At 65.8% G+C, this 24,562-nt stretch carries 23 protein-coding genes; 12 read left to right on the forward strand and 11 right to left on the reverse strand.

Annotated features, from left to right (window positions below; genetic code table 11):
• Window positions 1-73 precede the first annotated feature (73 nt).
• The 3 genes from L5G28_RS15345 to L5G28_RS15355 all read left to right on the forward strand — a co-directional run bounded on the left by L5G28_RS15345 (window position 74) and on the right by L5G28_RS15355 (window position 4,199).
• Window positions 74-1,315 (forward strand): DNA cytosine methyltransferase, encoded by a 1,242-nt coding sequence (locus tag L5G28_RS15345; RefSeq protein ID WP_237002286.1) that lies wholly within the window; start codon window positions 74-76, stop codon window positions 1,313-1,315.
• Between the two features lie 136 nt (window positions 1,316-1,451).
• Window positions 1,452-2,288, forward strand: coding sequence for a NaeI family type II restriction endonuclease (locus tag L5G28_RS15350; protein WP_237002287.1), 837 nt, complete (start codon window positions 1,452-1,454; stop codon window positions 2,286-2,288).
• 681 nt (window positions 2,289-2,969) lie between these two features.
• The gene (locus L5G28_RS15355; protein WP_308191984.1) at window positions 2,970-4,199 is read left to right on the forward strand and encodes an HNH endonuclease signature motif containing protein; all 1,230 of its coding nucleotides are present in this window, start codon (window positions 2,970-2,972) and stop codon (window positions 4,197-4,199) included.
• A 23-nt stretch (window positions 4,200-4,222) separates the two neighbouring features.
• Here the strand turns inward: L5G28_RS15355 and efeB are convergent, their stop codons facing one another.
• From efeB to L5G28_RS15385, 6 genes are all read right to left on the reverse strand, one after another.
• Window positions 4,223-5,506, reverse strand: coding sequence for an iron uptake transporter deferrochelatase/peroxidase subunit (gene efeB / locus L5G28_RS15360; protein ID WP_237002290.1), 1,284 nt, complete (start codon window positions 5,504-5,506; stop codon window positions 4,223-4,225).
• Window positions 5,506-6,729, reverse strand: a complete 1,224-nt coding sequence (efeO, locus tag L5G28_RS15365) for an iron uptake system protein EfeO (RefSeq protein WP_237002291.1) — start codon at window positions 6,727-6,729, stop codon at window positions 5,506-5,508. The genes efeB and efeO overlap by 1 nt, the downstream gene beginning before the upstream one ends.
• A 40-nt stretch (window positions 6,730-6,769) precedes the next feature.
• Entirely contained in the window at window positions 6,770-7,693 is a 924-nt protein-coding gene (gene efeU / locus L5G28_RS15370; RefSeq protein WP_237002292.1) for an iron uptake transporter permease EfeU, read from the reverse strand.
• Between the two features lie 97 nt (window positions 7,694-7,790).
• Window positions 7,791-8,900: an SRPBCC family protein gene (locus L5G28_RS15375; protein ID WP_308191985.1), complete on the reverse strand. Its 1,110-nt coding sequence runs from the start codon at window positions 8,898-8,900 to the stop codon at window positions 7,791-7,793.
• On the reverse strand, window positions 8,897-10,138 hold the full coding sequence (locus tag L5G28_RS15380; protein WP_237002293.1) for an oxygenase MpaB family protein: 1,242 nt from the start codon (window positions 10,136-10,138) through the stop codon (window positions 8,897-8,899). Before L5G28_RS15380 ends, L5G28_RS15375 begins: the two co-directional genes overlap by 4 nt.
• 43 nt (window positions 10,139-10,181) lie before the next feature.
• A complete protein-coding gene (locus L5G28_RS15385) occupies window positions 10,182-10,775 on the reverse strand; it encodes a TetR/AcrR family transcriptional regulator (protein WP_237002294.1) in 594 nt (197 codons plus the stop codon).
• A 115-nt stretch (window positions 10,776-10,890) separates the two neighbouring features.
• On the opposite strand from L5G28_RS15385, the gene L5G28_RS15390 reads away from it, so the two are divergent.
• The 5 genes from L5G28_RS15390 (at window position 10,891) to L5G28_RS15410 (ending at window position 15,158) form a co-directional block, all read left to right on the forward strand.
• The gene (locus tag L5G28_RS15390; protein WP_237002295.1) at window positions 10,891-11,640 is read left to right on the forward strand and encodes a lytic transglycosylase domain-containing protein; all 750 of its coding nucleotides are present in this window, start codon (window positions 10,891-10,893) and stop codon (window positions 11,638-11,640) included.
• Between the two features lie 96 nt (window positions 11,641-11,736).
• A complete protein-coding gene (eno, locus tag L5G28_RS15395; RefSeq protein ID WP_237002296.1) occupies window positions 11,737-13,020 on the forward strand; it encodes a phosphopyruvate hydratase in 1,284 nt (427 codons plus the stop codon).
• Between the two features lie 244 nt (window positions 13,021-13,264).
• A complete protein-coding gene (locus tag L5G28_RS15400; RefSeq protein WP_237002297.1) occupies window positions 13,265-13,693 on the forward strand; it encodes an FtsB family cell division protein in 429 nt (142 codons plus the stop codon).
• Window positions 13,690-14,202 (forward strand): DUF501 domain-containing protein, encoded by a 513-nt coding sequence (locus tag L5G28_RS15405; RefSeq protein WP_236999651.1) that lies wholly within the window; start codon window positions 13,690-13,692, stop codon window positions 14,200-14,202. Before L5G28_RS15400 ends, L5G28_RS15405 begins: the two co-directional genes overlap by 4 nt.
• Window positions 14,199-15,158, forward strand: a complete 960-nt coding sequence (locus tag L5G28_RS15410) for a Ppx/GppA phosphatase family protein (RefSeq protein WP_237002298.1) — start codon at window positions 14,199-14,201, stop codon at window positions 15,156-15,158. Before L5G28_RS15405 ends, L5G28_RS15410 begins: the two co-directional genes overlap by 4 nt.
• A gap of 10 nt (window positions 15,159-15,168) precedes the next feature.
• On the opposite strand, the gene L5G28_RS15415 is transcribed toward L5G28_RS15410, so the two are convergent.
• The 5 genes from L5G28_RS15415 to L5G28_RS15435 all read right to left on the reverse strand — a co-directional run bounded on the left by L5G28_RS15415 (window position 15,169) and on the right by L5G28_RS15435 (window position 20,197).
• Window positions 15,169-15,726: a DUF4395 domain-containing protein gene (locus L5G28_RS15415; protein WP_237002299.1), complete on the reverse strand. Its 558-nt coding sequence runs from the start codon at window positions 15,724-15,726 to the stop codon at window positions 15,169-15,171.
• Between the two features lie 39 nt (window positions 15,727-15,765).
• Window positions 15,766-17,595: a DNA helicase RecQ gene (gene recQ, locus L5G28_RS15420; RefSeq protein ID WP_237002300.1), complete on the reverse strand. Its 1,830-nt coding sequence runs from the start codon at window positions 17,593-17,595 to the stop codon at window positions 15,766-15,768.
• Window positions 17,592-17,810, reverse strand: coding sequence for a hypothetical protein (locus tag L5G28_RS15425; protein WP_237002301.1), 219 nt, complete (start codon window positions 17,808-17,810; stop codon window positions 17,592-17,594). The genes recQ and L5G28_RS15425 overlap by 4 nt, the downstream gene beginning before the upstream one ends.
• A gap of 120 nt (window positions 17,811-17,930) precedes the next feature.
• Window positions 17,931-19,091 carry a fatty acid desaturase family protein gene (locus L5G28_RS15430; protein ID WP_236999656.1) on the reverse strand — a complete coding sequence of 387 codons (1,161 nt, stop codon included), beginning with the start codon at window positions 19,089-19,091 and terminating at the stop codon, window positions 17,931-17,933.
• A gap of 35 nt (window positions 19,092-19,126) precedes the next feature.
• Complete coding sequence (locus L5G28_RS15435; protein WP_237002302.1) at window positions 19,127-20,197, reverse strand: ferredoxin reductase; 1,071 nt, start codon at window positions 20,195-20,197, stop codon at window positions 19,127-19,129.
• Between the two features lie 135 nt (window positions 20,198-20,332).
• On the opposite strand from L5G28_RS15435, the gene L5G28_RS15440 reads away from it, so the two are divergent.
• The 4 genes from L5G28_RS15440 to L5G28_RS15455 all read left to right on the forward strand — a co-directional run bounded on the left by L5G28_RS15440 (window position 20,333) and on the right by L5G28_RS15455 (window position 24,355).
• Window positions 20,333-20,956, forward strand: a complete 624-nt coding sequence (locus L5G28_RS15440) for a TetR family transcriptional regulator (protein WP_237002303.1) — start codon at window positions 20,333-20,335, stop codon at window positions 20,954-20,956.
• A gap of 53 nt (window positions 20,957-21,009) precedes the next feature.
• Window positions 21,010-22,443, forward strand: coding sequence for a serine/threonine-protein kinase (locus L5G28_RS15445; RefSeq protein ID WP_237002304.1), 1,434 nt, complete (start codon window positions 21,010-21,012; stop codon window positions 22,441-22,443).
• 91 nt (window positions 22,444-22,534) lie between these two features.
• A complete protein-coding gene (locus L5G28_RS15450) occupies window positions 22,535-23,362 on the forward strand; it encodes a serine hydrolase (RefSeq protein WP_237002584.1) in 828 nt (275 codons plus the stop codon).
• A 102-nt stretch (window positions 23,363-23,464) separates the two neighbouring features.
• On the forward strand, window positions 23,465-24,355 hold the full coding sequence (locus L5G28_RS15455; RefSeq protein WP_237002305.1) for a serine hydrolase: 891 nt from the start codon (window positions 23,465-23,467) through the stop codon (window positions 24,353-24,355).
• Window positions 24,356-24,562 lie beyond the last annotated feature (207 nt).

Here is a 24,562-nt window from a genome sequence, read left to right on the forward strand (position 1 = left end):
AGACGACTCGCGGGCATGAGAGGATGAACTGGTGACTTCAGGGGCTGGCAGGGGTACTGGTGAGTACTCAGTCGTGGAGATCTGTGCAGGTGCAGGCGGCCAGGCGCTCGGGCTTGAGAAGGCTGGCTTCGAGCATAAGCTCGCCATTGAGCTGGACGAGAACGCAGCTGGGACGCTGCAACATAATCGCCCGCAGTGGGATGTCCGCATCGGTGACGTCGCAAGCTCGGTCGTCTGGAATCCTGCAGATTTTGAAGGTGTCGGCCTCCTCGCTGGGGGGGTACCGTGCCCGCCCTTCTCGATCGCGGGCCGTCAGCTTGGCGCGTCTGATGAGCGGGACCTGTTCGCATGGGCAGTCGAGCAGGTCGCAGTAGTTAAGCCTCGTGCGCTTTTGCTTGAGAACGTGAGGGGACTGTCTCAGCCCCGGTTTGCCGCGTACAGACAGCGAGTACTCGACCGTTTGGCAGACCTTGGGTACGAGGCGTTCTGGAAGCTGCTGCATTCGTCGGACTTCGGTGTACCGCAGCTGCGTCCCCGCTTTGTATTGGTTGCACTAAAGCCGGACGACGCACGCTTCTTTGCATGGCCAGAGGGCAGCGATTCGACACGGACGGTGGGGTCGGCACTGGGGAATCTCATGGCGGCGAATGGTTGGCCGCATACCGGTGACTGGGTCAAGATGGCCAATGCGATCGGGCCAACCATCGTCGGAGGATCAAAGAAGCATGGCGGAGCAGATCTCGGTCCAACGCGCGCAAAGGAAGCCTGGCTGAAGCTCGGCGTCGATGGGAAGGGGATCGTCGAGGATCCACCGTCGGCGTTCGCGCCGCACCCATCCGTTAAGGCGCCACGGTTGACGATCGACATGGTCAAGCGGATTCAGGGTTGGGAGGAGATCGACGATTGGCGATTCTTGGGACGCAAGACTTCGCAGTACAGGCAGATTGGGAATGCCTTCCCTCCTCCTGTCGCTGCCGCCGTCGGGCGCTCAATCGTTGCTGCGTTCAACCGTGAACTCGCCGCGGACGGGACCGAACGTGCCTCAGGCGCAGTATCAGCAGATCCGCTCTTTTCGCTTCTTAGTGCCAGCGATGGTGGCGGGGTTCGTGAGTCGGAAATCTTCGCGGCGATCCCTGAAATTACTGAGAAGTCCCTCGGAGGGCGTCTAGAACGGCTCAGTATGGATTTCGCCATCCATGAAGCTGTTGTGGACGGAGAAGCGGTCTACCACCTGGGAGAATTCCGCGGCTTTACTGGGCAGACCGAGCACTTTCGCCACGACTACATCCTTGCGAACCGGTCGAGAGTCAGTTGATCAATCTGAGCGAATTTGAGTGGCTGAGTGGCCTGCCGGCTAGAACCGTGATGTGACTACTTCAGAAGTGCCGGGACCTGGCGATCTATGCTCACCGGATGAGCGGAGGAGCGGGGCGCGGCAGCCTCATGTACTTGTGCATCCGGACGATGACGCTGAACTTCAGCACGTCGCTGAGTGGCTGCGGCAGAATAGTGTAGTCGAAAGGCTGTGCGCTGCTGCCGATGATGCGATCCGCTACGTGCTAGATGGTGCGCGTACCTGGCGCTTCAGTCTGTCGGCCGGCGAAGTTGACTCAGACGAGCGTTCATCCGTTGGTACCAAGCTCCAGTACCACGTGATCGAACAGTTAGGCTTGTCCAAAGAGCCTCCGCTGGACACGACAATTGTCGGTTTACCGGTAGAGATTAAAGGTACAGTTCGAGATACCTGGATGATACCGCGTGAGGGGCAGTGTGAGATCACGTTGATGATCCAAATCGATGATAAAGAGCAGCGAATGCGTGCACTGCTGATGAGGACTCATCGTGCCTGGCTGACTGGTGGAAGGGGGAACCGCGATCTAAAGCGATCCCCACGTCGAGCTGCCGTACGTGAGTATGCAATGGAGATTGCACCCTGGACAGGTCTTCCGAGTGAACCGCTACGGTTACTCAAGCGTGAGCAATTGGAGGTCGTTTTCGGTCCGAAGGGCCAAGTTAAACGCCTTACTGCGCTCTTCGGTTATCTTCCCGGAGTGATCATCCCGCGGTCGTCGATCGAGACGGTATGCGCCAAGAATCAAGACCCGATGCGCCGTGCTCGGCAGGCTAAGGAGCATGTGCTTGAGGAGCACGGTTTGATTGTTTTGGTTGGAACATGGACGGAGGAGAGACGCTTGGCCGCGCGTCTGGGGTATGACTTGGGTGATAGCGCATGGGTAGCGGTCGACAGGTCTCTGGTCAAGGCCGTAGATCTCGACGCCCAATTGTAGGCTAATCGCGGTGTCTGAGGCCTCTGATTCCATTGGCATGTGGGTGAGAAGGTGGCCGTGGCTGTCTACCGCGTCAACGTCGTCGAAGTAGTCAGGCGGTCAGCGACGATTGAGATACCCGACGGGTCCGACGTCGAGGATCCGTTGGTGCGGCGTGCAGTCGGAGACGCGGCATGGGAAATTGCGGTCGAGATCGATGCAGGCGAAGCGCAGATCGAGATCCTGCTCGCACCAGTACCCAGCTCGATCGACTGCAGGCTTACGTGAGAGACGTGCCGCTGTCGCGTGCGTCCGCTGAGCCACCAGTCGAACATAGTTTCTTGTCAGAGGTGAGTTGTACCATATTGATAGTTCTCGGGTAGCGCCGGGGGCGGGGGTTGTTTGACAAGTTGATAGCGCGCCGCAGTCCAGGCGAACCCGTTTCAAGACTGCTCGTTCCTCGGGGGAGAGTGCGAGCCGCGGGAGGAGTGCGGCGGCTGTGGCCGGGGTGGTGTCCCGGCAGTTCGTGTCCTGTTGTTCGTGCGCCGCCCGCATGGGGTGGCCGTCTGGAGGGGAGGTTGTGCCATGTTTGCTTGTGATGTTCGTGAGTTCGCTGACCGGGTTGTCGATGAGCTCGCTCCACCTACTGCCGGCGAAGTGGAGTCGGGGGAGTCAGATCGGTTGGCGTGCCGGCTCGGCCGGGTGAGCACGGTCGGGGTCGATGACGCCGAGATTCTGTCGGCGATCGTCGAGGTCGCGCGTGCACGCAATGTGCTCGATGCCGCGCAGTCGGTGTTGGTGCGTGCTGCTGAGCGGGCCGGGGTCCCGTTCCGGCGACGGGTGCGTTCGGCAGCGGGGTTGTTGACCGCGATCGGGGTCGCGCCGGCGGTGGCGCACCGCACAGTCCGCAACGGGCACCACGCCGACCGTCTGGAGGCGGTCGGGCGAGGGTTGCGGGACGGGTCGTTGTCGGCGGAGATGGCCGACGCGGTCGGCACAGGTGTTGCTGGTGTTGATCGGCGGGTTGGACTCGACGAGGCCGAACGAGGCGTGTTGGCGCGGAAGCTGTTGCTGCAGACCACGCCGGGCGAGGTTGCGGCCGCCGCCAGGGGTGAGGCGATTCGGTTGGCCGGCGAGAGTGCCGATCCGGATCGGGTTCCGGTCGCGGAGGATCCGGCGTTCAACGAGATGTCGTTGACCGTCGCCGAGGACGGTCGGGTCACCTCCACCATCGATGTGGACGTGCTCACCGGGGAAGAGTTGCACGCCGCGCTCGACCCGCTCTGCCGCCCGGTCCCACTGCCGGACGGGTCGCCAGATCCCAGGTCGACCGGGCAGCGGCGGGCCGATGCGCTCGGGCAGATCATCCGCACGTACCTGTCCGGGTCGGCGCGTCCCACCAGCGGGGGCGTGTTGCCGCACGCGACCCTGGTCGTCCCGACCGTCGGGGAACAATCAACCGCCTCGGTCGGTGGGGGTGTGGCCCGTCTCGGGTTCACCGGCCCGGTGTCGTCGTCGACGGTCGGGCTCGTGTTGTGTGCCGCGGCGGTGTCGGCGGTGCGGGTCGATGGCGAGGGTGTTCCGCTCGATGTCGGGCGGGAGCATCGGCTGTTTCCGCCGGGGATTCGGAAGGCGCTCGCGGTCCGTGATGGTGGGTGCGCGTTTCCCGGGTGTGGCCGCCCGGTCTCGTGGACCGATGCGCATCACTGTGTTCCGTGGTCGCAGGGCGGGGACACATCGTTGGGTAACGGTGTCCTGTTGTGTCGGATGCACCACGTGCACGTCCACCAGGGAGGGTGGGAGGTGTTCATCGGCCGCGACGGGCATCCCTGGTTCCGACAACCGGTCGACCCCGCACGCCCGGGCAGGCGAGGTGAACCGTTGCGCTCACACGGTCGGCGGACCATGACCATCCACCCGACAGCCGCCTGACGAGGGACGAGACGGCGGCAAGATCAGCTGAACAAGTGCTGACCCCACCATTCGCCGTCCTGCAGACCGGGCGGCACCGCGAAGTTCGCGGAAGCGTTCGGGATCAGGTACTCGGTCATCGCGTCCTTGCGGGAGAGCTGATGCTGCATCGGAACGAACTGTTTGAAGCTGTCCCGATTGAACGCGATGAAGAACAAGCCAGCGTCGAGATGGCCGAAACCGTCGGAGCCGTCGGTGAAGTTGTAGCCGCGCCGCAGAATCTGCGCGCCGTTGTTCTGATCGGGGTGCGCCAGACGGACGTGCGCGGTGCGCGCGATCATCGGCGCACCGTACGACGTGGTGTTGAAGTCCGGTTCGTCGAACTCCGACTCCTTACCGATCGGAGCGCCCTCGCCCTTCGTCCGGCCGACGATCGTCTCCTGCTCCTTCAGGTTCGCGCGATCCCACGGTTCGATATCCATCCGAATGCGGCGGGCGACGAGATAGGTGCCGCCCGTCATCCACTGCGCCGCAGGTGGATTGTCCTTCTCGGCAACCCACACCTGCTCGTCGAGGACAACAGTGTCCTCCGCGCGAACGTTCGCGGTCCCGTCCTTGAAACCGAACATGTTGCGGGGCGTGTCCTGCCCTCGCGTCGTCGACGACGTACGGCCGAACCCGAGCTGGGACCAGCGCACCGAGACAACGCCGACACCGATCCGCGCCAGATTTCGGACCGCATGCACGGCCACCTGCGGGTCGTCCGCGCACGCTTGAATGCAGATGTCGCCGAACGAACGGGACGGCTCGATCTTCTCCGCCGCGAACGCCGGCAGATCCGCCAGCGCAGCAGGCTTACGCGCACCGATCCCGAAACGATCCGGCCGATCCGGGTCCGACGCACTCGGCCCGAACAGTCCGGGACCGAAACCGATCGTGAGCGTGAGATGGGCGGGAGAGAGCCCGAGCGCCTCGCCAGTATCGGCAGGCGGCGCGTAATCGCCGAGGCCGAGAGCACCGTCCTCGACGGTCTCCTCGCCACGCGTCATACGTTCAGCGGCGACAGTCCACCGCTTCAACATGTCGACCAACTCGTCACGCGAATCGGTGACGACGTCGAACGCCGCGAAATGCAGACGATCCTGGGCGGCAGTCGTGATCCCGGCCTGGTGGTCGCCGCGGAACGGCACCGTCTGGTCGTCGGACGACGAATCAGCCGAACCGGCACCGTAACCGCCCGCTGCACCCGCGACACCGCCGACGACCAGCCCCGCGCCCGCCGCCCCCAGCACGGCGCGACGCGAGAACGAGCTCTCCCCGGTACCCACTACTTCTTCAGCACGATGCCGGGAACCTGCGACAGGCTCGCCGACAGCGCATCGATCTTGTCCGACAATGCCTTTCGCGTGTTCTCGTCGACCTTGTCGTAGGCGACGTAACCGTCGCCCTCACGCAGCGCATCGATCGCCGACCGGACCTCACCGAACTGAGTGGTGATCTTGTTCATCAGGTCCGGGCTCGCCTTGGAGATCATCGGCTGCATCTCGGCGATCAACGTCTCCGCGCCGTCGATGTTCGCCGCGAAATCCCACAGGTCCGTGTGGCTGTACCGGTCCTCTTCGCCGCCGACCTTCGTCGCCGCGATCTCGTCCACCAACGCCTGCGGACCCTGGACGAACGACTGCGTCTCGAAATCGAAGTCCGGCTTGTTGACCTCGGTCTGCAACGTCTTCACATTCGTGAGCAGCCCGTCGGCGATCTTCGCGATCGCCTCCTTCGTGTCAGCGGTCTTCGCCTGCGCGGCATCGGACGGAGCCACCTGGTCGCCCGCCTCGCCGACATCCGACGCCTGCGGCGCCCACAGGTAGCGCTCGATGCGGTGGAAGCCCGTGAACTCGACCTTGCCGTCTTCGGTGTCGTCCCAGCGCATGTCGACCATCGGATCCAGATCCGGGAAACTCTCGGCGACCGGCTCGATCCGCTCCCAGAACGTACGGACCTGGCCGAACTGTGCACGCGCCGCATCCAGATCGCCCGACTTCACCGCGGTCGTGAAGGTCTCAGTCTGCGCAACGAGACCGTCCACCTGGCCGCGAACGTATTCGAGGTAGCGAGCCTTCGCAGCCTCGACGTCGGCCGGAGCCTCGCTCTTCTGCTTCTTCTCGCCCGACACCGTGATCTCGGTGCGGATACCCTGGCCGACCATGCCCGGCTTGCAGGCGACGGTGTACGTGCCCGGCTCGACGATCTCCACACCCAACTTGCCGGTGAGGCCCGGGCCGATGTTCTCGACTTCGCCGAGCACCCGGTTGTTGTTGCCGTACACATAGAACTCGGTGACCTTCGATCCCGAGTTCGTTACCGCGAAATCGACCTGGCCCGTCTCCAACTCGGTGCTCGACAGATCGCAGGCGTCCGCCGTCGATGTGACCGTGACCGCGCCCTCACCGTCGGACTTGGACTCACACGCGGCGAGAGCGATCGGCGTGGCAGCAGCCAGGCCGATGATCGTCGCGGCACGAAGACCGCGATACAGGGACGTGGGGGCCATAGTGTTTCCTTTCGGGGGTGAACTCGACTTGACGCGAGTATCAAGAGGCTGCGGGTTCGGACGAAGCGGCAGATGACGCCGAATCAGATCTCGCCGACGCGGCCGGATCAGCGCGCTTGCGCGGCCGGCCACGGAGAACGAACAGTGCGCCGACGATCAGGACGTAGGCGACCCAGACGATCGCCTGCAGAACCGTCGGCTCAGGACGGAAATTGAAGATGCCCTGCAACACCTCGCCGTACCACGCGCTCTGGTCGTACCAGGACGTGATGTCGAAGGCGATCTCGTGCAGGCCCGGCAGCCAGCCGTACACCTGCAGAGCCCGCACCCCGTACGACGCGATGCCCGCCGCGACGACGATCAGGAACAGGCCCGTGTAGTAGAAGAACCGCGCGAAATCGATGCGAATGGCACCGCGGTACAGCAGGAACGTCAACGCGACCGCGACCACGATGCCGATCAACAGTCCGAGCAGCGGCCACGGGCCGTTCGACGAACTCTCCGCGTAGCCGACCATCAGCAGCGCCGTCTCGAGACCTTCACGGCCGACCGCCAGGAATGCGAGCCCCATGACGGCGACCGGACCGGCGGCCATCGCCGTCGACAACCCGGACTTCAATTCTCCGGAGATGCTCGCCGACGCCTTCCGCATCCACAACACCATGAACGTCACGATCACCACAGCGATGATCGACGCGATGCCCGCAATCAACTCGGCAGCCAACGACGACACCGTCGACGTGCCGAACTGGATGATCAGAAACGTGCCGATCATCAACGCGACGGCCGCCGCCACACCCGCCCAGATCCACTTCAACGCGTCCCGACGGTCCGACTTGACCGCGAACGCGATCAGGATCATCACCACAATGCCCGATTCAAGCCCCTCGCGGACACCGATCAGCCCGCTGCCGAACATCTGAGTCGCTATAGACGGCGCGCCCGACGCGGAGAGATAGATCATCGACAACTTCAGCTTTCATGAGGCAAGGCATGCCAAACGGCAACGTTTTACAATAGCCCCATCGGCCGCGCGTAGTGAACAGGCGGTAAGACTTTCGTCACGAAGCCAGTTCGACAGCCGCAGCAAAAGCGCTGAACCGGTGTCGTTGCACGTCATAGCCCTGCCTGGCGATCAAGGCGTCGCGGATCTGCGGGTGTACACGCGCCGCGATTCCCGTCCACCACGGCTTATGCGACCGCGGGAGATCGTCGAGCAAACGGTCGGACGCCGCCGAGAAAACGGGCGAAAGCCGTAGATAGTCCGGACGGAACTCACGCAGATCACGATCGGCGTACTCCGCGAGATGAAGGTCGGAGATGGCTCTCGGAAGATCGGCGTCGATGTGGGCCGCCACTCCCGACATCAAACCCTTCACCACCGGAACATGCGGATTGCGGTCGTCACGCAACTCGCACGTCGACCACGCTGTCTGCCACATCGGTTCGCACTGATCGCCGCGCTCGAACGCGACGAGGTTACGCGTGTAGTACTCGTCGAACACCGGGATCAGCGCCAGCACCCAGTCCGGGTTGTCGACGTCGCCGCGATCGCACACGCCGATCAGCTCGTCAGTCACATACGAGTAGACGCGCGCGAACCACTGCTTCGGATCGTCTGCCCCTGCGAGCCGGTCCGCGGTGGCGTGCTGTCGGGCGAGGACGTCGCGCGCGACGCGACGCGGCCCCGCCAGATCGGCGACGACACGTGGCTCGACGGTCGGTGCGGACGCCGGATCTCCCGGCTCCAGATCTGCGAGCAGGTCGAGCGACTCGGCGACCTGCCTGCGTACGGTCCTCGCGACGAGGGACGTCGCGACCCGCGACACCAGACGCATCCGCACCGTCCACGTCACGGAGCATCCAGTGGCGGTCGGCGCGATCTCTTGACGGCCGGAATGATCGAGCAGGGCGGGCCCGCCGTCGTAGACGCGGTAGTCGAAGACCCGCGCGAAGTCGGAGTACTCGACGATCTCGCGGAGCTTGGCCCGACCGCCCGGAAGGGTGACGGTGCGGAGCGTCCCGACGCCGTCCGGCCGATCGCCGACACCGAGTTCGCGCACCTCGATACGGGCTGTCGACCACCGGTTCATCTGCTCGGGGTCGGTGAGCATCGTCCACGCCTGTTCGGGTGAGCACGCGAGATCCTTGCGGAGACGAAAGTCGGTCACGCGACACCCCGATAGCGGTCGGCGTCAGGATTGGCCAGATCCATCCCGAGCTGTGTGGTGACCAACCGGAGCTCCCGCTGCGCGATGCGAGTGTCCGAACCGAACACGCCGATCGCACGCAACACCTCGCGGGACCGCACCAGCGGCCGCGCCAACACCACAACGTTGTGCAAGGGTGTGGCGCGCAGCCCCAACGCGGCCGCCACGTCATCGTCGACCCACCTCGTCGACACGCTCTCGAACAGGGTTCGCAGCACCGGCCTCGTGACCGTGTGGACCGCGCCGTTGATCGCGTTCGCCACCACCGGAGGCAACGGCAACGGGAACTCGGTCCGGTATCCGTCGTCGAGCAGAGCGGTGACCAGGGTGCGGGCGTCTGGATCGGGCTCCATCCGGAACGCCCGCGCGACGACGTCGATCTCCTCGGCGTCGGAGAAGCTGCGCGGCAGCAGATCGTCGTCGACGCCCATCACATGGCCGATCCACCGCCACATGTGCGTGATCGCCTCCCGCTCCGCGGCCGAGTACCGCAACCCGAAGTCGTGGCCGATCCGCAGCGGAAGCGCCAAGAATCCGGCGGTGATCGTGAACTGGCCGTACGTCTGATTGATGGGCACACCCCACTGCGCCGTGTCCCACCCCTGACGGTGGATCAGATGGTGGCGGACCATCGCGTGCACCAGTCGGATCCGCAACGTCTGCACCCAGCCGGGCTGCCCGACGTCCATGCGGCCGGGGGCTGTCGCGAGCGCCACCCACCGCGCCGTCGACTGGACGCGGTCCCACGTGCCCTCGGTGAGACGACCCGTCTCGCTGAGCGGCCGAGTGAATCCGCGCGCCTGATAGCCGTAGATCAGAGACTGGTAGAGAGTCGACGACTGTAGCGACCCGAACCGCCACCATGCCATCGCTCCTGCCCGGGCGAGCGCCGGGTCGTACCAGGTCGGCAGCACGCTCGCGGCGTCGAGAAACGCGGCGAGAGCCGGGGGTTCGGTGTCCCTCGACCGGCCGGAAGGCGTGTCCAGAGTCTCCAGCGCCGCCATCACATCGCCCCACGACATCGGGTCGGTGCCGTCGCGTCCAGTGAAGAACTCGTCGACCACCGCGTCAGCGAGCGGATCGCCCTGCATCAAGCCCGCCGCCATCCTCGCCGCGCGCTCGGGATGATCGTTCGCGACAGCGTGCCAGTTGCGGGCGCCGGTGATTGCGGCCGCGTGGTCGGCGGACATCGTCTCCATAAAAGACAGTGTGTTCTTTTATGAGACGGACGTCAAGATCCGTCTACAGGTTGGTCGCGGAAAGGCCCGACCACAGCAATGACGTGACGTGATCGACGAGTTCGTCGCGACTGATCTCCCGCGTCGTGGCCCACCATTCGACACTCGACGCGACCGCGCCGACCATCGCGCGAGCCCAGACGGCGGCCGGCGCGCTGTCGAGGGAGCGTGCGGCGAATCCCGCCGCCAACACCTGCGTCAGCGTCGTCTCGACGAACGAGCGACCGTTTGCCCGCCACCGGTCCGCGAGCGCCGGAGCCAGCGTCGGATGCTCGTCGAACCACGCGGCCAACAGGTCGACGGCGGCTCGCGTCTGACCGTGGGCGTCCTCTGAACCTGTTGCCAGAGCCTGCAATCGGCCGACGATGCGGTGGGAGTGACGGGCAGCGAGCGCGTCGAGGACGCTGTCGCGATCGTCGAACGCCGCGTACACCGCCGACCGGGTGAGCCCGGCCTCCGCGGCGACCTGACTCAACGACACATCGGCACCCGACCGGGCGATCGCGCGTTCGGCGGCATCCAGCAGCGCCTCGCGTCGCGCATCCCGATCGACTCCCGGTCCAGGTGGTCGGCCGCGTCGCCGGTTGATCTCGCTCACACGGGAGACGCTACTGGGAACCTCGGCGGGTCGTCTGGAGTTGACCCAGTGATGTGGCACGCTGGTGCCCGACCCCGACCGGGGTGCTCCGTATGTCTGGAAGGACTGATCAGCTGTGCCGACGGCAACCACCCTTCGACGCGTCGCACTCGCCGCGACGGCCGGACTGGCAGCCGTGACGCTGACCGCCTGCAACATCGAGATGCCGTGGGACGGCCCCGACATCCCCGACGGCCTGCCGCCCGGCCCCGGCGTCCAGCAGCCGTTCGTCGATATCCACGCCCCCGGCCGCACCGCTGACACACTGCGTGAATGGGCCGCGCCCATCGCGAAGGATCTCAGCATCCCGGTGACGGCGATGGAGGCGTACGGCAACGCCGCCGAGATTCAACGGCAGCAACACCCCGAATGCGGCATCGCGTGGACCACCGTCGCGGGCATCGCAGGCGTCGAGACCAAGCACGGCACGCACCGCGACGCGGACGTCGCAGTCAACGGCGACGTCCGGCCCGAGATCCGCGGACCGCAACTCGACGGCACCGACGGCAACTGGGAGATCCGCGACACCGACAACGGGAAGATCGACGGAGACACGGAGTACGACCGCGCCGTCGGCCCGTTCCAGTTCATCCCGACCACGTGGAAGCGCTTCGGCGTCGACGCGAACGGCGACGGCAAGGCAGACCCCGACAACATCGACGACGCCGCGCTCTCGGCGGCCCGCTACCTGTGCGTGTCGGCGGACGGGGACATGACGACCCCCGAAGGGTGGGAGAAAGCCGTCCTGACCTACAACAACTCGATGGACTATGTCCTCAAGGTCCGCAACCACGCGAACGCCTACTCGGTGAACGTCAGGTACTGAACCGGCTTCCGGGACGGAGCCATTACCCTAGTAGACGTACCCGAAGGCGACGTCGCACGAGACGTCGGCACGACCATCTGAATGGGGCTGGAACAAGTGGCAATTATCGAGCAGGTTGGCGCGCGCGAGATCCTCGATTCCCGAGGCAATCCGACCGTCGAGGTGGAAGTGGTCCTCGGCGACGGTTCTTTCGGGCGGGCAGCGGTCCCGTCGGGTGCGTCCACCGGTGAGCACGAGGCCGTCGAATTGCGCGACGGCGGCGACCGCTACCTCGGCAAGGGCGTTCAGAAAGCGGTCGAAGCAGTCCTCGACGACATCGCCCCCGAAGTGATCGGCATCGAAGCCGACGACCAGCGCGTCCTCGACCAGACCCTCGTCGACCTCGACGGCACACCCAGCAAGTCGCGTCTGGGCGCCAACGCCACCCTCGGCGTATCGCTGGCCGTCGCACGTGCCGCAGCTGAATCGGCAGGCCTCGACCTGTTCCGTTACATCGGCGGCCCGAACGCCCACATCCTGCCCGTCCCGATGATGAACATCATCAACGGTGGCGCGCACGCCGACAACGGCATCGACTTCCAGGAGTTCATGATCGCGCCGATCGGTGCGCCGACGTTCGCCGAGTCGCTGCGCTGGGGTGCCGAGGTGTACCACGCGCTCAAGTCGGTGCTGCACAAGCAGGGCATGAGCACGGCGCTCGGCGACGAGGGCGGTTTCGCACCCGACCTGCCGAACACCGAGGCCGCGCTCGACGTCATCGCCACCGCAGTCGGGAACGCAGGCCTGAAGTTCGGCAGCGACGTCGTCGTCGCCCTCGACTCGGCGTCGACCGAGTTCTTCACCGACGGCGCCTACCAGTTCTCGGGCGCCCCCAAGACCGCAGACCAGATGATCGAGTTCTATTCGAAGCTGATCGCCGAGTACCCGATCGTGTCGATCGAAGACGGTCTCGCCGAAGACGACTGGACCGGTTGGGCCGCCCTCACCGAAGCGATCGGCGACAAGGTCCAGCTCGTCGGCGACGACCTGTTCGTCACCAACCCGGAACGTCTGGAAGAGGGCATCAACAAGGGCATCGCCAACGCTCTGCTGGTGAAGGTCAACCAGATCGGCACCCTCACCGAGACCCTCGACGCCGTCGCACTGGCGCACAACAACGGCTACAAGTCGATGATGAGCCACCGCAGCGGCGAGACCGAGGACACCACCATCGCCGACCTGGCGGTCGCCTGCAGCTGTGGCCAGATCAAGGCCGGTGCGCCTGCACGCAGCGAGCGTGTCGCGAAGTACAACCAGCTTCTGCGTATCGAAGAGGGCCTGGGCGACGCCGCGCGCTTCGCGGGGGACCTCGCGTTCCCGCGTTTCAACGTCGACGCGTGATCGACTGATACGTATGGCTGAATCGACGTCCGGGCGTGGTAGCCGGGGCCGAAGCGACCGGCGAGACGGCAGGTCTCGACGGTCGCAGCCGGTCACGCGCCGCGCCCGGAGTCGGTCCGACGATGATCTCGCCGCGCTCGCCGACGCCGTCTCGACGCCCGCAGAGAACAAACCTGCTGGGGAGAATCCCGCTGGGCAAAATTCTGCGGGGAAGTCAGCGGGGAAGAAGCCTGGACCTCGCGACGTGCGTGGGCGTGGCGGGGTCCGTCCGCCGAAGCGCGCACTGGCGTCGCGCCTGGGCCACGTGGACCCGAAGCGGGCGGCCGTGATCACGTTGGTCGTCGTCTTCCTGGCGTTGACCCTCGCCGTCCCCGTCCGGACGTATCTGTCGCAGCGCAGTGAGTTCAACGAACTGCAGCAGGCCAACACGCAGTTGCAGAAGGAAGTCGCCGAGTACCAGCGCAAAGCAGTCGAACAGAACGATCCCGCGTACATCGAGGCGAAGGCGCGCGAACGTTTGCAGATGGTCAAGCGCGGCGAACGCCAGGTGATCTTGATCGCGCCGAACAAAGAACAGCAGGAAGCCGCGGAACGCGCCGAACGCGAGCGTGAAGCCAATCCGTGGTACCAGAACATGTGGGATGCGGTGTCGACACCGCCGGAGGGCAAGTGAGCGTTTCCGATGACGATCTCGCGGCCGTCGAGCGACAGCTCGGCCGGATACCGCGAGGCGTTCTTGAAGTCAGTTACCGGACCCCGGATGGTGCGCCTGCCGTGGTGAAGACGGCGCCGCGTCTGCCGGACGGGACGCCGTTCCCGACCCTCTACTATCTGACCGATCAACGGTTGACCGGCGCGTGCAGTCGTCTCGAGTCCGGCGGCGTGATGCGCGAGATGCAGGCGCGTCTGGCCGACGACACCGAACTCGCGGCAGGCTACCTCCGCGCCCACGAGAGCTACCTCGCCGAACGCGATGCGATCGAGTCGCTGGGCACCGACTTCACCGGCGGTGGCATGCCCGATCGGGTGAAGTGCCTGCACGTCCTCGTCGCGCACTCGCTCGCGAAGGGGCCGGGCGTCAACCCGCTCGGCGACGAGGCCGTCGCGATGCTCGCCGACGTCGAGAAGCTCCGCGGCATCGCCGTCCCCGCCGACTGGCCCGCCATCGCTGGTGCACAGTGACGCGTGTCGCGGCCGTCGACTGCGGAACCAACTCGATCCGACTGCTGATCGCGGAGCTCGGGGCCGACGGCTCCCTCGTCGACGTCACGCGTGACATGGAAGTGGTCCGGCTCGGTCAGGGCGTCGACGCCACCGGCGAGTTCGCGCCGGAAGCGATCGAACGCGTTCGTGCCGCGTTGGCCGACTACGTGGACGTCATGCTCGAAGCGGGCGTCGACCGGGTCCGGATGGTTGCGACGTCGGCGACGCGTGACGCCGGGAACCGGGACGAATTCTTCGCGATGACGGCGCAGCTGCTCGGCGAGGTCCAGGCGGGTGCGGTCGCCGAGGTGATCTCGGGCGACGAGGAGGCGCGGCTGTCGTTCCGCGGCGCGGTCGGCGGTCTGGACCCGGCGGACGGCCCGTTCGTCGTGACCGACCTCGGCGGCGGCAGCACGGAGGTCGTGCTCGGGTCGGTCGTCGGTGGCGATGCCGTCGTCGCCGGCGCGTACTCGACGAACATCGGCTGCGTCCGGCTCACCGAACGCGCGCTGCATTCGGATCCGCCGACGCTCGACGAGGTCGACGCCGCGGTCGGGTACGCCCGCGACGCGTTGGCGAAGGCTTTCGCGGCGGTCGACGTGTCAGCTGCGCGCACCTGGGTCGGCGTAGCGGGGACGTTGACGACGTTCGCCGCATTGCACGCGGGACTCGACCACTACGATCCGGAGGTCATCCACCACTCGCGGATCGGGCTGGCCGACCTGCACAAACTGTGCTCCAAGCTCGTCGCGATGACGCGGGGCGAGCGACTGGACCTCGGCCCGATGCATCCGGGGCGCGCTGACGTGATCGGCGGCGGCGCCCTGGTCACGCAGGAGTTGGCGCGCAACTTCGCCGACCGCGCCGCCATCACCGAGATGGTCGTCTCCGAACACGACATCCTTGACGGAATCGCGCTCGGCCTACTCGACTGAGGTCAGCGGCTCAGACGTTGCGTCCGAACAACGTGACGTCGTTGCACGCTTCGCAGACGTCGTCGGGGATGACGCCGGCGCGCTGCAGGTAACCGAACGCGATACAACCCAGGCACAGCCCCACAGCGAACTCGAGCAGCGCGGCGACGATCAGGGCGCCGACGATGATCTGCGCGGCCGGGCCGAGTCCGACGAGCGACAGGACGAACGCAGTGCCGGAGAAGGCGAGGCCGATGGCCTGGGCGAAACGCTTCGGCGGGCCCGGGACCGTCTTCTCCCTGCGCCACACCTGCGGAACGATCACGTGGACGGCGAGCCGGCCGAACGGCGAATAGCGCGGTCCGCCCGCCACCCGCAGCACGAAACCGAGCGCGAGCACGCCGTACAGCCACGGCTGGTTCACGACGATCGAGACGGCGGCCAACACGACCACCAGGCCGGCCGTCGACCGTGCGGCGTAGTCGTTGACCGGATTCGGGAAGTCGAGCAGTCCGCGATGCCAGGACGGCTCCGGCTGCGCCGCGACAGACGTTTCGACCGGGGTGAACAGGGAATCCGGGGAACTCATGCGGTCACCGTACGTTTGCTTCGCAGGTGCGTCGAGGGTTTAGCGCACGGCGCCCGAATCGGCGACCACCTCGAGGATGGCTTCGCCGTACCGTTCGAGTTTCGCTTCACCGATGCCGTTGACCGAGAGCAGTTCCTCGCTGCTCGTCGGACGGATCTGAGCGATGCCTTCGAGCGCCTTGTTCGACAGCACCGTGTACGGCGGGATCTGCGCTTCCCTGGCCACCGATGTCCGCCACTGACGCAGCGACTCGAACACATCCCGATCGTCGTCGGACAGGTCGACCGACACGGCCACGGCCTTCGGGCGACGTGTGCGCCCGGCTGCCCGCGTGTCCTCGCGGAACACCTGCTGCACCTTGCCGTGCATCACCGGGACGCCCGCCTCGGTGAGGTAGTACTGACCGTATTCGCCGCGTGTCTGGAGATACCCCGACGCCAGGAGTTGGCGGACGACGCTGCTCCACGCGTTCGCATCCAAGTCGGACCCGATCCCGTATGTGGTCAGGGACTTGTGTCCGAGCTGATTCATCCGCTTGTTGTCGACACCGCGCAGGATGTCGATGAGATGTCCGGCACCGTAGTGCTGGCCGTGCTCACGGTCGAGCCGCCAGATGGTCGCCATCAGCTTCTGCGCGGGCACTGTGCCGTCCCACGTCTTCGGCGGATTCAGACACGTATCGCAGTTGCCGCACGGGCCCGAATCCTGGTCGAAATAGCGCAGCAGCTGTTGCCGACGGCACGTCGCCGACTCGCACAGCGCCAGCATCGCGTTCAAATGCTCCGACTGTGCGCGACGATGCGCGGCGTCGCCGTCGGACATCTGGATCAACCGCTGCTGCTGGACGACGTCGGCCAGCCCGTACGCCATCCACGCCACCGACGGCAGCCCGTCCCGGCCGGCGCGGCCGGTCTCCTGGTAGTAGCCTTCGACGCTCTTCGGCAGATCGACGTGGGCGACGAACCGCACATCCGGTTTGTCGATACCCATGCCGAACGCGATCGTCGCGACGACGACGATGCCGTCCTCCCGCAGAAAGCGGTGCAGCGTGTCGTTGCGCACCTGCTTGTCGAGGCCTGCGTGGTAGGGCAGCGCGTTGATCCCGTTCGACACCAGGAAGGCCGCGATGTTCTCCACCGACTTACGGCTGAGGGCGTAGACGATCCCGGTCGCGGGCTCGCCGTCGACGACGCCGTCGGCCTGGATGAACTCCAACAGCTGCTTGTTGACCTGCTTCTTCGGCTCGATCCGATACGTGATGTTCGGCCGGTCGAAGCTGGCCACGAAATGCTGCGCGTCCTGCAGGTGCAGACGCTGCGTGAGTTCCTCGTGGGTGCGCCGTGTCGCCGTCGCAGTGAGCGCGATCCGCGGGACGTCCGGCCACAACTCCGCGAGATCGCCGAGGGCCAGATAGTCCGGCCGGAAGTCGTGACCCCACTGGGACACACAGTGCGCTTCGTCGATCGCGACCAGCGACAGCTTTCCGCGCGAGAGCAAGTCACGCGTGTACTGCTGACTCAATCTTTCCGGAGCGACGTAGATCAAGTCGAGATCGCCTGCGAGGTAACGGCGTTCGACATCCGCACGTTCGTCGGGGAGTTGCGTCGAGTTCAGGTATGCGGCCTTGACCCCGAGCTGACGGAGCGCGCCGACCTGATCGGCCATGAGCGCGATGAGCGGGGAGACGACGACCGCGCACCCGTCCCGAACCAGAGCAGGCACTTGATAGCAGAGGCTTTTGCCGCCGCCGGTCGGCATCAGGACCACGGCGTCGCCGCCCGCCACCACGTGGGAGACGATCTTCTCCTGGTCTCCGCGGAACGCGTCGTAACCGAAGACGGTGCGCAGCACCTCGTACTGGTCGGTCACCGGATTCCGGAGTCCTCGTCCTGAGATTGTTGAGCCTGCTCCGCCTTCCTCGCGGCGTCGCGCATCTCGAAACCGTCGGTGATCAGCTCGCCGACCTCACGTGCCACGTCGACCACCGCCGTCGTGATGATCGCGGTGATGTTGCCGACTCGCGACGCGGCGCTCTGCACCATCTCCTGCGCGATGTCCTTGCTGCGTTCTGCCCGACCGACCACGATGACGATCCCTCCGTTCGATGTTGCCGTCCATCGTAAGCGAGTGGGGCCCTCCGACGACTTCGGCACTTTCTTTCGGCGTCACGCCGAAAGAAAGTGCCGAAGTGCGATCAGCTCGCGTCAGGCCGCGTCGACGGCCTTCGTGCGCTCGATGTTGACGACGATGTCGTTGTCGTCGCGGGTCATCCAGTTGGGGAGCGACAGCTTCGCGATCTTCTTCCACGTCGACCCGAGCTGCTGGCGCAGCGAACCGGTGTTGTACGGCAGGTCGTACTTCTCGCAGATCGCGCGGACCTCGCCAGCCATCTCCGGGTACCGGTTGGCGGGAATGTCGGGGAACAGGTGGTGCTCGATCTGGTGCGACAGGTTGCCGCTCATGATGTGGAACAGGTCGCTGCCGACGATGTTGGCCGAGCCGAGCATCTGGCGGACGTACCACTGACCCTTCGTCTCGTCGACGCACTCTTCGGCGGTGAAAGTCTGTGCGCCCGAAGGGAAGTGGCCGCAGAAGATGATCGAGTACGCCCACACGTTGCGGATCAGGTTGGCGCTCGCGTTGCCGACCACCGTGCTCACGAAGAACGGGCCGGTGAGCGCGGGCCACAGGATGTAGTCCTTGGCGACCTGCTTGCTCGCCTTGCGCCACATGCCCTTCGCGAGCCCCTTGATGTCGCTCCACTTGCGTTTGCCCTGAACGATGTTCTCGGCTTCGAGGTCGTGCAGCATGACGCCCCACTCGAACAGGAGCATCAGCGCGGTCGCGTAACCGAGGTTGCCGAGGAAGTACGGGTTCCACTTCTGGTCGCGCGCCATGCGCAGGATGCCGTAACCGATGTCGCGGTCCTCGCCGAGGACGTTGGTGAACGTGTGGTGCATGTAGTTGTGGCTGTGCTTCCACTGGTCGCCCGGGCACACGTTGTCCCAGTCGAACTCGCGGGAGTTGTACGTGTCCTCACGCATCCAGTCGTACTGGCCGTGCATGACGTTGTGCCCGATCTCCATGTTGTCGAGGATCTTCGCGACCCCGAGCGATGCGACGCCCGCCAGCCACACCGGCGGTAGGAACGGGACGAACATCGCTGCGCGGCCTGCGAACTCGAGCTTCCGCTGGGCGCTGATGATCGAATAGATGTAGTTGCGGTCCGACTCGCCGAGGTCGGCGACGACGCGGGCGCGCAAGGCGTCGAGTTCGGCGCCCAGGGCCTCGACCTGGTCGTAGCTCAGGTCGATCTCGGTGGACGGGGCGGTCTGGGTGCGCGATGCGAGGGGTGAGACGGTCATGGTCCTTGCTTCCCTTCGAGAGTGGTGGGTGGTGGTCAGACGTCGATCTCGACGTCGCCGATGGGGGCGTTGACGCAGAGCTGGATATGGGAGTCGGGTTCGGAGTCAAGCTCGCCGGTCAGGACGTTGCGGGTGCAGCCGGACGTGCGGACCTTGGTGCAGGTGAAGCAGATGCCCATACGGCAGCCGTACTCCGGGCTGAGGCCTGCCGACTCAGCCTGTTCGAGGAGAGTCCGGCCGTCGTTGTCGGCGGTGGTGCCCGATGCGCCGAAGGTTACGGTGCCGCCGACCTGGTCGTCGGCGACGACGGAGGGCAGCGCGATCGTGAACGCTTCACTGTGGACGGCGTCGGCGATGCCTGCGTCGTCGGCGTACTCGCGGACCGCGTCCATCAGCGATGCCGGACCGCACATGTACACCTGTGCACCGCAGTGGGCGACGTCGGCGATGTGCTCGGGCGAGAAGTGCTCGGGCGCGTCGCCGCGCGTGTAGTGGAGGCGGACGTCAACGCCGTCGATCGTGCGGTTGATCGCGTCGAGCTCGGCCCGGTAGGGCACGTCGTCCGCGGTACGTGCGTAGTGCACGAACGTGATCTGCCCCGGGTGCCCTTCGGCGACCAGCGTGCGCAGCATTGAGAGGACGGGTGTAATCCCGCTGCCGCCGCTGACGAGGACGACCTTCTCCGGGCGTGCGGCCGGGAGGGTGAAACCCCCGTCCGCGGTGGCGAGCGTCACGACTTCGCCGACTTCGAGGTTGTCGCGCAGGTGATTCGAGACCAGTCCGCCGTCGTGGACGGCGACGGTGATCTCGATGTCGCCGCGCGTGTTCTCGGCGTTGGCGGGCGAGTAGAAGCGGCGCTGGCGAACGCCGTCGATTACGACTCCTACCTCGATGTACTGTCCTGCCTGGTGGCCCTTCCACTGGCGGGTGGGACGCAGGGTGACAGTGGTCGAGCGGTCGGTCTGACGGCGGACGTCGATCACTTTGCCGCGAGTGTCGCGCCAGGTGATCATCGGGTCGATGAACTCCAGGTAGCGGTCTACCGGGTACGGGGTGGCGGTGGCTTCGACGAGTGATTCGACGAGCGTCGCGATGCGGTGTGCCATCTCGGTGTCCTTCGGTCTGTTCGAACTTTTCAGTGAACATGTGTACACAACGAGAATGTCTGCCCGTACCGATATGTGTCAAGGTCTCGCGTGCGTGTCCGTCGTCACCGCTGGCCGGTCCACTAGACTGCTCGCGTGGCCGGAAGCCGAGCAGAGAAGAAGGAACAGACTCGGCAGGCGCTGCTCGACACCACCATCGATTTGGTGGACGACCGTTCATTCGGAAGCATCAGCCTGCGTGAGGTGTCACGCGGTGCAGGCATTGTGCCCACCGCGTTCTATCGGCATTTCGCGTCGATGGAGGATCTCGGCGTCACTCTCGTGGAGGACGCCATGCGGATGCTGCGCGGCGCATTGCGTGAGGCGCGACGCGACCTCGCCGGTCGCGGCATGCCGACCGCACGCGACTCGCTCGACATTCTGTTGCGGAAGGTTCGGACCGACCAGAAGCAGTTCCGGTTCCTGGTCCGCGAGCAGCACGGCGGCGTCGCCGAGGTGCGGCGCGCCATCGGAACCGAGCTCCGTCTGCTCTCGCGCGAGCTCGCGATCGATCTCGCTCGCACGCCCGCGCTGGTGTCGTGGGAGGCCGAGGATCTGGAAGTGGCCGCGGATCTGATCGTCACGATCATGATGACCGCGGTCGCGGAACTGCTCGACGGCGACGGTCGCGAGTCCACCGAACGGACACTGGTCGCGCGTGCGGAGAAACAGTTGGTGATGGTGTTTCTCGGGATGTCTGCGTGGCGTCCGGGTGAATGACAATGTCCGCGTGGAGGCGATGATTGTCGGACTCATGAGGAATGATCGTCCTCATGGATGTTGGATCTCAGTTCGGGCCGTACCGACTGGACGCGTTGGTCGGTCGGGGCGGCATGGGGCAGGTGTTCCGGGCGCACGACACCGTCCGTGACCGTGAGGTCGCACTCAAGCTCCTCAAAACGGATCTGGCCGCCGACGAGACCTTTCAGGAACGTTTCCGCCGAGAGTCGCAGACCGCGGCGAGACTCGGCGAGCCCCACATCATTCCGATCCACGATTACGGCGAGATCGACGGCGTGCTCTATCTCGACATGCGGTTGGTCGACGGTCGTGATCTGCGTGAGGTGTTGCGCGGCGACGGGCCGATGGCGCCGTCGGCCGCAGTCGCGCTGGTCGAACAGGTCGCGTCCGCGCTCGACGCAGCTCATGCCGTCGGATTGGTACACCGGGATGTGAAGCCGGAGAACGTCTTGGTGACGCCGAACGGGTTCGCCTATCTGGTCGACTTCGGCATCGCGCACCACGCGGGCGATGCGCATCTGACGCGAACCGGGACCGCCGTCGGCTCGATTGCCTACATGGCGCCCGAGCAACTCGACAATGTCCCGGTCGGCCCCGCGTCGGACGTGTACTCGCTCGCGGCCGTGCTGTTCGAGTTGTTGACCGGCCGGCAGCCGTATCCGGGCGATTCGGTCAGCGCGGTCGTCAAGGCGACCGTGCTCTCGGCGGTCCCCGCGCCGAGTTCGATCAGCCCGGTGGTGACGTCTGCGCTCGACGCGGTGGTCATGCGCGGTCTGGCGAAGTCGCCGGGGGAGAGGTATCGGTCGGCGGGCGAGTTCGCGGCGGCGGCTCGGGCCGCAGTCGAAGGCACACCGCTGAATCCGGCGTTCGACGCCACCCAGATCGGTGCGCCGCTGCCGTCGGGCACCAAGAACTTCTCAGGACCCCAGCAATTCTCAGGACCCCAGCAATTCTCAGGACCGCAACTGGCGAATCCGATTCCCCCGCAGGGGTACCCGGGGCAGCCGTACGGGGCGGCATACATGGGCGGGCCCCCGGCGCAGGGCGACGACGGTCGCACGCTCAACATCGTTCTGGCGATCATCGCGGCGGTGCTCATCGTGGCGTTGATCGGCCTCGCGGTCTACTGGTTCGGTTTCCGCGACTCCGCCACCGCGACGACGTCCTCGTCGTCGACCACGACGATCACCAACACCGTCCAGCCGCAGACACAGACGGTGGCGCCCACTCCACCGCCGGGCACCTCGTCGTGCGGTGGCGGAGTCGGGGTGGCGACGTCGGTGACGAGCTGTGAGTTCGCCGCAAACGTCGGGGCGGTCTATCTGCAGGAGGGACAGAAGGGCGAGGCGAGGACGATCGTCGCGTCCAGCCCGGTGACCGGCCAGGCGTACACGATGTCGTGCACACCCGAGAACGGTGTGGTGGTCTGCCGCGGCGGAAACAACGCCGTCGTCGTGATCTACTGAGCCGCTCACATCGAACTGGGAAACAGATGACTGGAGGGATGCGCGCGTGGCATCGATAGCTCGAAACGTTGGAATCGCACTCGTCGCGGCGATGACCGCCGCATCACTCGCAGCGTGTGGGTCGGACTCCGAATCGGAGTCGATCGCGACGGTCACCGAGGTCGTGACGGCGAGTTCGTCGACACCCGCGGCGTCTGCTCCACGGGGGAAGGCGCGGCTCGCCGCGAGCTTCGGCCAGTTGGCCGTGTCGCAGCCGGTCGGTCTCGCTGTCGTCCCCGTCGGTGGCGGCGAAGCGATGACGTTCGGCGACCAGGATCCGCAGGTCGCGTGGTCGACGATCAAGGTGCCGCTCGCGTTGGCCGCCGAACGTGCGAACGGGCCGAGTCAGGCCGAGTCGTCGGCCATCATCAACTCCGACAACGCCGCCGCGGAATCGCTATGGGCGTCACTCGGATCCAACGAGCAGGCGGCCGCAGCGGTGACCGCCGTGTTGCGTGAAGGCGGAGACGAGCAGACCACCGTGCCGTCGGCGAAACTGCGCCCCGAGTACACGGTCTTCGGCCAGACGACGTGGCCCCTGACCAACGCGGCGACGTTCACCGCCAACCTGCCGTGCCTGCCGGACAGCGGCCATCTCGTCTCCCTGATGGAGAAGGTCGCAGGTAACCAGCAGTGGGGCGTCGAAGTGATCCCGGCGCGAACGACCGCGGTCAAAGGCGGCTGGGGCCCGAGCGCGACGGGCGGGTACATCGTGCGGCAGATCGGGCTGGTGACGCTGCGCAACGGTGCCCGCGCGGCCGTCGCGATGAGTACGTATTCGCCTGGCGCTTCGATGGATTCGGGTATAGCTGCGCTCAACCTGGTCGGCGCCTGGGTTGGACGCCACCTCGTCTCGCTGCCGTCTGGTCGCTGCCGGTAACGGTCGGGCAACGCCCGGGTTTCGGGTGAGCCACGCGGATTGGCCGACCTCACATCTGTGGCTAGAGTGACAAAAGTTGCTGGTGTTACTTAAGGGGTGTTTGTGATTCGTCGTCGATCGGTGCTGCGCGGTGCCACCGCCGTACTCGCCGCAGCAGTGGTCGCCGCTGGAATGGCGACGGGGGCCGGCGCAGCTGGAGCCGCGCCGATGATTCCGATGCCGAACGTGCTCCCGCGACTCTCCCCCCACTCGTCACAGGTCGATCTGATCAAGAGCTTCAACCGGCGCTCACGCACCATCACCAAAGCCGTTCCGGGACGGATCGGTCTGGCGATCACCCCGGTCGGCACCGACGACACGATGAGCTTCGGCACCGTCAAGACGGCGCGCGCATGGTCGACGTTGAAGGTGCCGGTGTCCATCGCTGCCGAGCGTGCCAACGGTAAGGCCGTGGTCGGCGACATCCGTTCGGCGATCCGCGCGTCCGACAACGCTGCGGCCGAACGCCTGTGGGTCTCGCTCGGCGGCGATCGGCTCGCCGTGAAGCGCGTGTCCGAGGTGCTCGCCGAAGACCACGACGGCGACACCCGTGTGCTGTCGACGATCTCCCAACCGTCGAGTTTTCCCGGCTACACCGACTGGACTCTCGCCCGACAGTCCGTGTTCGGCGCACATCTTCCGTGCCTCCCCGACTCCGGTCGGGTGCTCGGTTACATGCGAAGCGTCGAGTCGAACCAGAAGTGGGGCGTCAAGACGATGCGCAAACGCGGTGTCACCACCGCGGTGAAGGGCGGCTGGGGGCCGGTGTCCGACGCAACGGGGAAGTATGTCGTACGCCAGCTCGGAGTCGTCACCACGCCGCGAGGCGCATTCGCGGTGAGCATGGCGGCCCTGCCGTCGAGCGGAACGTTCGACGACGGGACCGCCATGCTCGACCGAATCGGTAAATGGATCTCGGCCAATCTGAACAAGATTCCGGTCGGCGGCTGCTGAACATCAGAGGTCGGGCTCCGTCGGCGACGCCGACAACCGAGCCCACACTGCGACGTTTGAAGCTCTTATGCAACCAGGCCTGGCCACCCGCGGGTGAGGTCACTTCGACGCGTTCCGTGGCGCACCAGTACTCGAACGTACGTTTTTGTCAGAGGTGAGTTATATCATGTTTGTGGTTCTTGAGAAGTCGTTCGGGAGCCAGTTGTT

The organism is Gordonia liuliyuniae (genome assembly GCF_021739025.1).
GTDB lineage: Bacteria > Actinomycetota > Actinomycetes > Mycobacteriales > Mycobacteriaceae > Gordonia > Gordonia liuliyuniae.